Source organism: Secundilactobacillus collinoides DSM 20515 = JCM 1123 (genome assembly GCF_001435975.1).
Classification (GTDB): Bacteria; Bacillota; Bacilli; order Lactobacillales; family Lactobacillaceae; genus Secundilactobacillus; species Secundilactobacillus collinoides.
The window spans coordinates 193,768-206,684 of record NZ_AYYR01000009.1 but is presented as its reverse complement, the minus strand read 5'-3'; the positions used below and the strand labels follow the sequence as shown (position 1 = coordinate 206,684).

The following is a 12,917-nucleotide window of genomic DNA, read 5'->3' as shown; positions in this document are numbered from 1 at the left end:
ATGATCAATCGTTTGGTACAATCCTAAAGCGATCCGCAATAGTTGCGACTCACAATGGGCATTGTTACCGGATACATAATTTTGCGACTGCTTAAAGCAGCTTCGTTTATTCAAGAGGATTCCCCCACTGATCGTAACAACGAATCGAACGGACGTGCATGAGGCCATCCTTCTCATCAACGATTACTTCAACGTGCTGCTGAAAGTACTTATAAGCAAACCAGATATCCGGATTAACGATCCGCCTCACCCGTTTTGAATATCGTGAATCCGCAACTGAGTGCGCAAAAAGAAACGCTCCCAGAATATCCTTTTCGAATTTGACATTACTGCGCACATACCGCGTAGCAAGCGTTTCAGGTGAAGCCGCCTCAAGTTGCCGACGAGCGAGCTGTTGCGGTTTGAGTGAAATACCGCAAAAGAAACATGTGGTTGCCCTGGTATCTACCTGAGAACCGCAGTTAAAACAATAAGTTGTCATTATAAGGAAACCTCCTAATAAATTAGTTGCGAGATTTCGAATAATAGATGTGTGGAACTTTGATGATTGGTACTTTGATAACCGAATTTTAGTACCTTTAGTGTACTGCTTTTTTAAAGGAAAGTATCGTGATTGGGCCCTGTTTTGAGACTATCTTTTCGTGTTGAAGTACTTGCTGTGGAGTTGGCTGGCGGACTGTTTTATCGCGACAAAATGGCCTTCCTTTTTTCACTATTGTTAGTGGGAGGAAGACCAGTTTGGGTGGTATTTTGTTTGTGGCGTTTAATTGTCTGTAGTTTCATTTTGGTGCGTTATTCGAGACCTATTTGAATTTCGGGTACTTTGCTGGCAGCTATTTTCGGTGCTGTTTTCAGTCGGCACTCCTTGGTTAGTCTTCTACTGTCCTCGAGACTAAACGCGTTCCAGGAGGCAGGGGGCTACTGTGTAACGGACTCTGGCGCAAAAGTCAGGCCCAGACTTTTACGCCAGAGTCCGTTACACTCCGCCCCCTAAACGCCTCCTTCCACGCTCTTTACACCAGCATCCTATACAGCATCTGATTCTCCTGCAAATTAATATAATTCGCATCAAAGTCACTTAGTCTGCTCAGCAGCTGATTCAAGTTTTTCGCTTCGCCCAATCTTACGCCAATTAGTACTGGACCTTGTGCGCTGTTGACCTTTTTTGTGTATTCAAACTTTGTAATATCATCATCCGGGTTCAGCACCTCGCTCACAAACTGGCGCAGTGCTCCCGCTCTCTGGGCGAAGTTGACCACGAAATAGTGCTGCAGGCCTTCATGGATCAAGGACCGTTCTTCGATTTCCTGCATCCGGTTGATGTCGTTGTTCCCGCCAGACACGACGCACACGACATTTTTACCAGCCAGATGGTCCTTGTACACCTCCAACGCTGCGATACTTAACGCGCCGGCTGGTTCCGCTACCAGCGCCAGCTTCGTGTACAAGTCCAGAATGGTTGTACTTACCAGTCCTTCCGGCACTTCGATCAACCGATCCACGTTGTCCTGGCAGGTCGCGTAAGTCAGTCTACCGACCTTTTGAACCGCCGCGCCGTCCACAAATTTATCCACGCTGGTCAGGGCTTGCGGATGACCAACCGCGAAGGCCTTTGCCATCGACGCGGCACCGCTTGGTTCCACACCTACTACGGTGGTTTGCGGACTCACCGCTTTTGCGTGGGTACTGATGCCGCTCATCAAACCGCCGCCACCGATCGCCGCAAACAAAAAATCAACGTTAGTGCCGTTTTCGGCAGCATCGTTAAACACCTCTACAGCTAAGCTGCCTTGTCCGGCCATGGTGTTTAAATCGTCAAACGGTGCAATGAAGGTCTGGTTGTGTTGCTCACAGAAGACTAACGCTGCTGAATTAGCTTCATCAAACGTGTCCCCTGTCAATTCAATAGTCACGTTGTCGCCGCCAAAGAATTTAACTTGGTCGACCTTTTGTTTTGGCGTTGTCACCGGCATAAAGATGGTTGCCGGGATGGCCATTTTTGCACTGGTCCAAGCGACACCCTGCGCGTGGTTGCCGGCGCTGGCGCAGACGACACCGCGCTGCCGTACATCAACCGGCACTTGCGAGATTGCGTAGTACGCACCGCGAATCTTAAATGACCGCACAGCTTGCAAGTCCTCGCGTTTCAGGTACACATTGCAGCCATATTTTTGTGACAGGTACGCGCTGAACTGTAACGGCGTGTGTCTTACAATCGGCTTCAACACCTCGTATGCTTTCAAAACGGCGTCATCAGTCAGTACTGCTGTATTTGTTGTCATATTATCACATCCTCTTATCGTAGTGGTCACCGCCAAAAACGGGTTCGAGCATGTCTGTCAGTCATGAAATTCAGTCTATGTAATCCCATCACTTGCCAGACATGGAGTGCCCGACCCGAACTGCGATGGTAGTTATTCGGCAACCCCCCATTTGGGTCACCAGTTATCGTTATGTTGTATTGTATTGAAAACGACCGCGCCTGAATGTTTTGCCCCACCCAGTCTGTCGCTGCGACCTCGGCTTATTTCCCAAAAAGGTCCCTCCAGTTGCGACAGCAAGCCGTCATTTTATCATTACAGTCTGAGTTTTCTCAAGCTGTAATTCTAATCACTTTAACACACTGAAAACGCTTGTCAACCCTTATTTCACGCGGGTTTAGACAGTATTAAAATCCCCAATAAAATAGCAAAATCAACAAAAAACGGGCTTTATTCCGCACTGATTGGCAAAACAAAGTCCGTTCTAAATTTTAAGCATGTGAATGTGCAGTGTGTACGACACGCAGTCGTTTCCGCACATGCACGCGATCTGGACGAGTGGCCACTTCCACAAATCCGGGTCGGGTCGCTTTCTTGCCAGCAATCAGGGTCAGTAAACTTATGATAATGAGAAAGACAAACGAATAAGTATAGCCGCCGGTCGCACTGTGAATACTGCCGAACAGCACCGGCCCGATGGCAGCTAATAAATACCCGATAAACTGTGCACTTGAGGAGAGGTAAGCGGCGCCAGCAGAGGTTTTACTCCGCAGGTTGAAAAGTTCAAACGCCGCTGGTACCGTCAACTGACCGGGTGCTGCCACCACGACCCAGACCCAAGAGTACTGCGGCAGCAGCAAGAAACCGAGAAAGGTCGATACCTGCAGGGTCACCGCGAAGACTACGACCGAGTATGGGTGACGCATCCGTTCCATAATGATCGGCACGATAATGGCGTGAAAAATGCCGAGAATGTTGTACAAAAACATCATGATGCCGATACTGTGCGACGAATAGTGAACCGTGTTCAAATACGTCGGCAGCCAGTTGATCATGGTGTACATCGGCAGCATGCCGCCGATGCCAAATAACAGCGCCACCGACAGCGTAAGTTTCAAGTCATACCGCTGCTGTCGTTGATGATGGACGCCGGTTGTTTTGAAAACAAGCATCTGGTCTCGGTGCAGCAAGAGTTGGAACAGCCACGGGACGGCTGCCAGCAACGCGACGCCGGCCCAAACGCCCAAACTGAATCGCCAACCTAGAGTGGTTGCGGTATCGGTTGAGATGATGGACGGAATCCCCGCTGAAACCGCCAGTACCACGGAGTAGATCGCAGTAATGATACCGATACGGTCCGGATAATAGCGTTTGAATAAAGGTGGTAACAGGGTGTTACCGAACGCCATGCCGGCTAAAGCAATGACCGTGGCCGCGCAAAAGCCGCCAAAGGTCGGCATTAAAATACGGGTACCAAGCCCGACAGCGATGAGCATCATCGACCCAAATAACGCCAGTTCATAACTCATTTTGCGGACCAACAATGGGGCCAACAGTCCAAAGACCGCAAACGCAATCAGTGGCAGCGTTCCAGCCACGGTCACGTTAAAACTCGTTACGTGTTTAGCGACCACGGCAAAGATCGTCGACAACGACGTGACCGCTGCTCTGAGGTTCAACGCACTCAGTAATATTCCAATAAAGACAATTAAGACGCCTTTGCGCCGGTTTTCAATCATGGGTAATCTTCCTTTGTTTTAAGTTCATCTCAGAGTGTACCGAGATTCTGGTCAACCAGCCATCATTAAATTAAAAAAGCGTTTTATCGTTGCCAAATAGGCGTTTCAAAAGTCACAAAGTGATGTGAAACCCCAAAATAAAGGTCGTTTTTTTGGCAAAACATTACTATAATAAATGTGATACATAGCAAATTCCTATGAAAGAAGATCACCGCCATGAACCTCAACCAACTCACCTATTTTAAAACCATCGTCGAAAGCGGCAGCTACATGAAGGCTGCCACCCGCTTAAACGTTGCCCAGCCCACGCTCAGTAATGCGATCCACCGGCTAGAAAAGGAGCTCGGCACCACCCTGTTTGACAGATCCGGTCGAAATAGCCAAGTCACGCCGCAGGGCATGGATTTTTACTACTACGTCAACGAATCGCTGACTTCACTGGAAAGTGGGACAAAGCGCATTCAGACACGGCCACAGCAGGCCAGTCTTATCCGTCTGGGCTTCTTCTTTTCACTCGGGTCGCAATTCATTCCAGAAATGATCAGCGACTACTGGCAAACATACCCCAACGACCAGTTTACGTTCATCCAAAAAAGCAGCAACGAACTGCATCAGGCACTCAAATCACAACGCTGCGACCTTGTCATCTGCACACTGCCGTCTGACAACGATCCGCATTTAATTTACACCCCCGTGCTCCAGCAGCATTTCGTTGTGGCCATCAGTGATAAACACCCGCTGGCTAAACGGCACCAGGTTTCACTCACCGAATTAGACGGAGAAACCCTGCTCTCATTCCCACTGAAAAGCCGTGTCCGCAAAGTCATCAACAACCTGCTGGTAGCCGAACATATCACACCAAAACAAACCATCGTGTTCGAGGAAGACCGCACCATGCTGGGATTTGTGGCCCAGGGTATCGGGTACGCCATCTTGCCGAGAACCGAAGTCACATCGTTCCACGGGATAAAGGCGCTCCCACTCGCAGAAATGGTGCCGCCCCAGAGTATTTTCATCGGGTACCCAAACGAACTCGACCACAACCCAGGATTGCGGCGCGCGGTCACCTTTATTAAAGCGTATTGTCAGACGCATGATTTAGATTCAGGAGACCAGCGTGTCGGCTAAATTGGTTCGGTGTTGAAACTGTCCAGCTATTGCGTGCAATTCAAACGGTCGCTCTCGGTTAAATAAGGCACCCTCAGCTAAAATTCAAATTGAATTTTAGCTGAGGGTGCCTTAAATTCTGGGAACAAAATCGCCTTTGTCCCACTTTATTAGTCACGATTCGTTTACTGTTCGATATTCATCAAGTTTTCTAGTTAACTGGGTCGAAAAAACTGTAACAACCAAGAATCATCTAAACGGGTTATGTCGCTCGTTTTCCCTATTCAACAGGAACCGCACCGATATCTTCCAGTACCGCCTTTAACCCAGCAACGGCCGCATGAATGCTTTCATCACTGGCAGCGTAACTGATTCGAATAGCGTGGTCATCACCAAATGGTGCGCCCGGAATGACACCAACGTGTTGTTCCTTTGCTAATTTCTTGGCAAAGGCCATACTGTCATCCTTCCAAGCATCCGGTAGTGACACGAACACGTAGAAAGCACCCTGGGGTTTCACAATATCCAACCCAAGTTTACCCAGTGCTGTTCGGAGATAGTTGCAGCGTTTTTCGTAAATGACCCGCATGGCTTCGGCATCTTCTTCACCGTTTGTCATGGCTTCAATGGCAGCGTACTGCACGATGGAGGTGGCTGCTGTGACTTGGTACTGATGACACTTGGCGATCAGGTCAATGACACCGCTTGGGCCAAAGACGAAGCCGAGCCGCCAGCCGGTCATGGCGTGGGACTTAGACAATCCGTTGATAACGATCGTCTGGTCTGACAGCCATTTTGACAAGGTGTAGTGCTTCACGCCGTATGTCAGTTCACCATAAATTTCGTCACTGATGACCCAGATCTCATTGTCACGTAACACAGGAACCAGCGCGTGCAGTTGTTCTTCCGTGTAAACTGCACCGGTCGGGTTGCTTGGGTCGGTGATCACAACACCGCGGATGTTGAGTTCCGGGTGCTCATCGATGGCCTGCTGTACCTGTTCGGGGGTCAGCACACAGCCGTTTGCGCGGGTGTCGATCATCAAGGCCTGCAGGTGGTTCACATCTGACATGGACTTGTATACGGGATAGGCTGGCGTTGGAATAATGACCGCGTCACCGGGTTGAAACAGCGTGTGGAACGTGGCGGCAAGTCCTTCAGTGGCACCAACGGAGACCACAATTTGGTCCGACGTGTAATTGTAGCCGAATTTGTCATGATAATAGGAAGAAGCTGCGTCCCGAAGTTCCTGAACGCCCCAGAAATAAGGGTAGTGGGACTCGTTATTATCAATGGCCTTGATAGCTGCCTGCTTAATGTGGTCAGGCACGTTAAAGTCCGGTTCACCAAGAGTCAATTTAACAATTTTCGGGTCAGCACTGATATCGTGGTCAAACTGACGCAGCACTGATGGCTTCACGTTGCTGATATCCTGATTCAATTTACTTAAGTCCATACGCGTTCCTCCGTTGCTGTTATAAGTTAGTTGTTACCGCGTAAGTCCCACGTTGATGCGACTTATATGGTAAATAAATTAGAAAACAAATTGTTCTCCAATCTTTCATTACCCCTATCATAACCGTTTTTGCGTAAAAATCAATACTAATTATTCAATATAATATTGAATATTCACATGCTCATGTCACTTATGGTGTGTAATCGATTGTATTGAAGTTTAATTTAATTTTAATGAACGTTCGTTTTCTGCCTATATTTTGCGGTTTTGATGGCTTATTGTTTTAAATTTGACAACTTTTCTCTAATTATTTTCTAATTTTTCATTGCATTATTTATTCAAATGGGTTTAAACTGTATGCAAGTTAAAGGAGTGATTCCATGGATAAAAATTCATCAGCAGATATGAATGCAGATGGTACCAAGCGCAGCCTGACTAACCGCCACGTGCAAATGATTGCCCTTGGCGGCACCATCGGGACCGGCCTGTTTCTAGGGGCCAGCACCACCATCTCTAAAACCGGCCCTTCAGTCATTTTCATTTATATGGTCATTGGACTCTTTTTCTTCTTATTGATGCGTGCTATCGGGGAAATGCTCTATAAAGACCCTTCGCAACACACATTCATCGCGTTTATCTCCCGTTATTTGGGTGATAAGACCGGCTACTTTGCCGGCTGGACATACTGGGGCGGCCTGATTTTCATGGTCATGACCGAACTTACAGCGGTTGCCAGCTACGTTCAATACTGGTTCCCTCATTTACCAGCTTGGATCATTCAAGTGACCTTATTGGTTGTCCTGACCTCAGTTAACCTCATTGCCGTTCGCCTATTTGGTGAAGCCGAATTCTGGTTTGCCATGATAAAAATTGTTGCCATCCTCGCCATGATCGTCACCGGGATCATCATGGTGTTCAGTTCCTTTAAAACGCCAACCGGTCACGTGGCCATCAGCAACATCACTAACAACTTCTCAATGTTCCCTAAGGGCTTCAAATCATTTCTGACGGCTCTGCCCATGGTGTTCTACGCCTTTACCGGGATGGAATTCGTCGGGATCACGACCGCTGAAACAAAGAATCCGCACAAGGTGCTTCCCAAGGCTATCAACAGCACCATCATCCGAATCGTCATCTTCTACATTGGCGCCCTGCTGGTGATCATGGCCATCTACCCATGGCAAAACATCAACACCAGTCAGAGTCCTTTCGTTCAAGTCTTTTCCATGATTGGTATTAAATTCGCTGCCAGTCTGATCAACTTCGTGGTTCTGACCGCGGCGGCGTCATCCATCAACAGTTTCATCTATTCAGCAGGTCGCCACTTATATCAACTCTCAACGGAATCAGACACGCACATCATGAATCAGTTCCAAAATATTTCCAGCCGGAAAGTGCCAGCGCGGTGTATCTTGTTCTCCGCTGCTCTGATGCTGATTGCACCACTGGTCAGCCTGTTTTCAAGTATCACCACCCTGTTCCAGCTGATCAGCTCCACTACCAGTGACCTCTACCTCATCGTGTACGCCCTCACTGTTCTGGCGCACTACAAGTACCGTAAGTCAGCAGATTTCGACCCCGACGGCTTCATCGCCCCGTTCTACAAGGTCGTTGACCCGCTGCTGATTGTCTTCTTCGCGATCATCTATGGTTGCCTGTTTATCAACGGCAGCGCCATTTCCGCCACCCTCGGGATTCTCTGGTGTGTTGGCTTCGGCTTCGCCTCTTCACGTGAAAAATCAACACAGGAGTTGCCATCAGACGTTAGCGGCCGTTAGTGCCTGTTTAACACGATTATTGAATATGGAATTACTTTAACGCAAATTAAAAACGAGTAACCAGCTTAGCGTGTCTAAACTGATTACTCGTTTTTTTGTTGTTTTAAGCAAAGTTTTGAGGAGCCTGACGCGGCACCCTAATCTAGACCGCGATTTTCCAGATAGTAGGCTTTGATAAGGCCATCCAGCACCTCGTGGTCATAGCGGAAACCAAAGCGTTCGTAAAGGGATCCCGCATTATTGCCATTGGACACAAACACAAACAAATCTTTCGCACCCGATTGATGTTGCAGCCAGTCCATTGCAAATGCCATTAAATGTCCGCCGATGTGCTGTCCCTGATACGTTGGATCAACGTAGAGATTGTTCAACTCCGCAATTTTGGTCGGTAACTTCAGCCAGTTAGGAAATAGCCACTGACTGTCAGCGGAGAATTGATTGGCCCATTCTGGGCGCTCATTGAATTTATCTTGCGTCAGCATTTCGGCGTTCACAAAAACGTAGCCGATGGGTTGCTCACCATCAAAGGCAACGAGGAGTGCTTTTTCATCAGAATTCTCAAATGCCGGCTGTAACCGATTCTCAAAATTCATCGATGACAGAATGGTTTTGAACTTGGGTAAATGCGTCTTATTTGCCTGATAAGTCATCAATTGATTGCACAATTCGCGACAAATAGTGACTGGCCCGGATGATAAATTGCGATAGGTAATTTCTGTCATAATTGTCCCCGCTTCATTAGAGTTAATGACCTCACTATACCGCTAAAGGCATTCTTTTGGATTAAAAAAGTCTCCCCGTTTCATTTCAATTCAAACTTCAATCAAAGCGTAAACAAACAGGGAAGACCGCTGTCACGATTAATAGCCTGAATCACAATAAAATCAACTCATCCGGTTATCTCTGCACCGGCAACGTTTCACCGTGCCAACGTCCGCCCGCGTAAGGTGACCGCATCTCTACCATGCCGTTTAGAATCATACAGGTACTGGTCAGCACGCTTATAGACCTGCAAATAGTTGGTATCCTCAGTGTACACGTGGGTGCCGCCAAGTGAAATTGTGACCTGTAACTGCTGACCGTCAAACGTAAACATGAGGGTGCCTACCGCTGCTTGTACGGTGCGCAACATGGTCTCCGCCTCCTGATCATCCTCGCGAATATCATGGAGGATGACCGTAAATTCTTCGCCACCGGTTCGGTAGACCTGACCAGCGTACTGGCCACTCTCCACCACGTGTTCAATCTGGTGGGCAACGGCTGTTAGCACTTTATTCCCCGCCAGGTGGCCATAAGTGTCGTTCACCCGTTTAAAATGGTCGATATCCAACGTAAAAACAGCGTACAGCTTGCCATCCTGCTGGAATTGGGTGAAGGCATCTGCCAGCTTCTCATTAAACATTGCGAAAGTGTGTGCATTCGTCAACTCATCCACCTGCGCCTGGTGCCGGAACGTATCCATGCGGTCCAGTTGACTTTTCAACATCTGGTAATAGCCGAAAACAACAAGATTAAGCACGATTAGCGCCGCAATCTGCCGCCCCCACGCCGGCCGAGACTGGTGGCCAAACATGTCGTTTGTCATCGCGAGCCAAATTGCCGAATAGATGATAAATAAGACCGTGTACAGCAAACCGCTGTGCATTATCCGGTCAGTCACACAATAAATGAAATAAGTGACCACCAGTAATCCCAACGTTCCCAGAACTAGTGGGACAGTAACTTTTCCGGTTAGCGGCCAGATTGCCGTCCCAACCAGCGTGTATAACATTTGCCAGCGATTGTTCGTGTAGATCAGCAGATTAAACGTTGCCACAAGCATGACGTTGAAGTACGTCCAGTGAAACCCAACCAGTGTTGTCGCTGCGTTTTGGTTCACCCATAGTTGCATATAAGCCAGGATAATAAGGGCATCACCCATGATGCAGCTCAACAGTGTTTTATGTTTACCTATAAAATTAGTCATGGGCTCCCGCTTGATCCACATGATCAGGGACACCCCGCCGAGCAGCAATACCGTGTTAGCAATCAATGATGCCATGTAGGATACTGCGACGATTTTGAAAATCATCTTGCACTGGCCTTCTTAGTATTAACGGGTGCTTAAATCGCATCTGTCAACGGATTTTATGATAAGAATAGCATACATTAGCTACTAACTGTGTTGTTTATTTTGAACAAATGAGATTATTATTCTCTGCCGCAATCCACGTTAAAAACATTCCAATGTGCTGCGTAAAAATACTGTTTGGCAGCTAAAATCTTGGTTTGTAAAATACCCTTCTGAATTTTTCTCATCTTCAGTTTATTTTGACCCTCTTTTTCCACCACATAAATTTAAGTAAACTACAGACAGCTTCAAAAATACTTGAACGCTGTGCGTCTAAACAGCGTTCAAACGGAAATCGGGTGACATCGTTGCTTACAAAAATAAACTGGGTCAAAGGCCTCGCCATCATACTTGGTACCGCGTTTGGTGCCGCTATAATGGCAACCCTCGTCTTCCCAAGTAATCCGCAATTAATACTAGTGGTCATCGCCTTCTGTATCCTCTTTTGGCTGGTCAGCCGGCTAACGAACAGGTTGGCTTCGCACGTTTCAATTCACCTCCAAAAATGGCTCTGGGTCATTAACCTGAGTGTTCTGGTTATCAGCCAACTGCTAATGCTGCTCTTTCTGCCAGCCGGTGTCTTGCAGCCCGCAACTTTTCTGACCCACGTACTCGCAATCGGTTTGTTGGATATTATCGTTGGCCTGTTCGCGTCACTGGCCAAAAACTGTCTGATCACACGTGACGACTATTTAATGCCATCATTTCTCACCCTTTTCCTGACCCTCACCAGTGCTTATTATCTATCGATTTCACTAACTGTGATGGCCGTTCTGCTGCCGTTGGCACTCGTGTTGGTCACCCTTTTCAACTGGTCACATGCTTCCACGATAAAACGGGCATTAATGGGCATCAGTCTGTTTCTGATTGCGATGTTTGGGCAGGCAATCGTTCCAAGTTTCGTTGTGTTAGCATTCGGCATCACCATCGTTGCGATGTGGCTCTTCATTCGTCAGCGCGCACGCTTTATGACCTTTCTGGTGCCGTTTACCGTCGTGTTGCTCGGCTTTGTTGCCAGCGTGCCGACCAATGCCGTTTTGAAACAGACGGCCACACCGCTAACTTCGCTGTCGCAACAGGTCAGCAAGTCCAACAATATCCTTTAGGAGGTGATTGCCGTTATTTTTTCTGAACCTGAATTAAACACCATAAAAATCCCGCCTTGGTTTTACACATGAGACGGGATTTTTATGACTGGCCACTGATCACCAGCAATTTTCGAGTCCATCTTGCCTGATCACCTAGCACTTTTTTTACGTTTAGGCCAAATAACATCGTTGCAGAAAGTTCAAGTGCTACAATTCACTTAAAGCTTTATTCAACTAGCCCACCAACCCATAGAGGTGATTATCATGAAAAAACAAGTTCTCATCGGCACAGCATTAGCGTTTTTCCTCACCCTCACACTGACAGCATGTGCTTCCAGCAGCTCACAAAACAAAGCCAGCAGTTCGAGTGCTTCGTCAAGTTCGAGCTCAAAAACATTTAAAAAAACAGACACCAACGATGCAACGGCCGATTCCAGCCTGAGTACCGTCCTAAACGAAACGGAATCAAAATTCACTCAGGCCAGCTACAAAGACAGTAAAACTGGTGTGACCCTGAAATACAACTTGTTCGTGCCTGCGAACTATTCGAAACGTTCATCCTACCCGCTCCTCTCATTTATCCCTGACGATTCAGTCACCGGTAAGTCCACTAAAACCGGGTTGAGCCAGGGATACGGCGGGACGATCTGGGCCACGCCATCGGAACAGAAAAAGCACGCCAGTTTCATTCTCGTCCCGGTCTTTAGCACGTCAACAGTCGCTGGCGGCGTGGGTCAAAGCGGGTCGTCAGTGGTTAAAAAGAACGTCCAGACTTATCTGGATCTATTATCCTCATTGGAATCCAAGTACAGTATCAATAAAAAACGGCTGTACGCCACGGGGCAATCGATGGGTGGTATGACGATGTTCTATCTCAACTCACACTACCCGAAGCTGTTCGCGGCCACCCTGTATGTATCCTCGCAATGGGACGTCAAACAGTTAGCAGCGTTGAAGCATCAGAAGTTTTTCTACATCGTTTCTAGCGGTGACAGTCAGGCTTCTTCTGGTCAAAACGACCTCATCAATTATCTGAAAAAGAATAATGTTGCCTACACTCACGAAACGTTGAGCGCGGCGGCAAGTGCGGCCACGAAAAACAAAACCGTCAACCAGATGCTGGCGAAAAAGGATAACGCCAACTTCCTGACTTGGTCGAATTCATCTTTGGGCCACATGCAGTCGTTCAACTACGGCTACACGATTCCGGCTGTGCGTGATTGGTTGTATAACCAGAGTAAATAAGTCGGTCTCAGAATAAGAGCGCCCCTAGCAAAAATCCAAGTTGGATTTACGGCTAGGGGCGCCTTTTTTAGGGGGCAACAACGTCTTTTTCCACGCGCTATCGTCCAATTGCTCAAACAGTTGATTGTCATGA

The 12,917-nt window shown here is 47.7% G+C and carries 10 protein-coding genes; 4 read left to right on the top strand and 6 right to left on the bottom strand.

Translation table 11 applies throughout. The features are described from left to right. Positions 1 to 106 precede the first annotated feature (106 nt). From FC82_RS01825 to FC82_RS01815, 3 genes are all read right to left on the bottom strand, one after another. Positions 107 to 481, bottom strand: coding sequence for a zinc ribbon domain-containing protein (locus FC82_RS01825; protein WP_054758987.1), 375 nt, complete (start codon positions 479 to 481; stop codon positions 107 to 109). Between the two features lie 532 nt (positions 482 to 1,013). Further along, positions 1,014 to 2,282 (bottom strand): threonine ammonia-lyase IlvA, encoded by a 1,269-nt coding sequence (gene ilvA / locus FC82_RS01820; RefSeq protein ID WP_056996039.1) that lies wholly within the window; start codon positions 2,280 to 2,282, stop codon positions 1,014 to 1,016. 470 nt (positions 2,283 to 2,752) lie between these two features. Next, positions 2,753 to 4,000, bottom strand: coding sequence for an MFS transporter (locus tag FC82_RS01815; protein WP_054758985.1), 1,248 nt, complete (start codon positions 3,998 to 4,000; stop codon positions 2,753 to 2,755). 216 nt (positions 4,001 to 4,216) lie between these two features. Between FC82_RS01815 and FC82_RS01810 the strand changes: the two genes are divergently transcribed. Then, positions 4,217 to 5,128, top strand: a complete 912-nt coding sequence (locus tag FC82_RS01810; protein WP_054758983.1) for a LysR family transcriptional regulator — start codon at positions 4,217 to 4,219, stop codon at positions 5,126 to 5,128. A gap of 259 nt (positions 5,129 to 5,387) precedes the next feature. Here the strand turns inward: FC82_RS01810 and FC82_RS01805 are convergent, their stop codons facing one another. Continuing rightward, the gene (locus FC82_RS01805; protein WP_056996038.1) at positions 5,388 to 6,563 is read right to left on the bottom strand and encodes an aminotransferase class I/II-fold pyridoxal phosphate-dependent enzyme; all 1,176 of its coding nucleotides are present in this window, start codon (positions 6,561 to 6,563) and stop codon (positions 5,388 to 5,390) included. A 380-nt stretch (positions 6,564 to 6,943) separates the two neighbouring features. On the opposite strand from FC82_RS01805, the gene FC82_RS01800 reads away from it, so the two are divergent. After that, on the top strand, positions 6,944 to 8,341 hold the full coding sequence (locus FC82_RS01800) for an amino acid permease (RefSeq protein WP_056996037.1): 1,398 nt from the start codon (positions 6,944 to 6,946) through the stop codon (positions 8,339 to 8,341). A gap of 137 nt (positions 8,342 to 8,478) precedes the next feature. Here FC82_RS01800 and FC82_RS01795 read toward each other — a convergent pair whose 3' ends face one another. Both FC82_RS01795 and FC82_RS01790 read right to left on the bottom strand, forming a co-directional pair. Continuing rightward, the gene (locus FC82_RS01795; RefSeq protein ID WP_054760888.1) at positions 8,479 to 9,063 is read right to left on the bottom strand and encodes a GNAT family N-acetyltransferase; all 585 of its coding nucleotides are present in this window, start codon (positions 9,061 to 9,063) and stop codon (positions 8,479 to 8,481) included. Positions 9,064 to 9,260: 197 nt separating this feature from the next. Continuing rightward, positions 9,261 to 10,412, bottom strand: coding sequence for a GGDEF domain-containing protein (locus tag FC82_RS01790; RefSeq protein ID WP_054760886.1), 1,152 nt, complete (start codon positions 10,410 to 10,412; stop codon positions 9,261 to 9,263). A 347-nt stretch (positions 10,413 to 10,759) separates the two neighbouring features. On the opposite strand from FC82_RS01790, the gene FC82_RS01785 reads away from it, so the two are divergent. Both FC82_RS01785 and FC82_RS01780 read left to right on the top strand, forming a co-directional pair. Then, on the top strand, positions 10,760 to 11,557 hold the full coding sequence (locus tag FC82_RS01785; RefSeq protein ID WP_153020956.1) for a hypothetical protein: 798 nt from the start codon (positions 10,760 to 10,762) through the stop codon (positions 11,555 to 11,557). A 246-nt stretch (positions 11,558 to 11,803) separates the two neighbouring features. Next, positions 11,804 to 12,784 (top strand): carboxylesterase family protein, encoded by a 981-nt coding sequence (locus FC82_RS01780; RefSeq protein ID WP_056996035.1) that lies wholly within the window; start codon positions 11,804 to 11,806, stop codon positions 12,782 to 12,784. Positions 12,785 to 12,917: the final 133 nt, after the last annotated feature.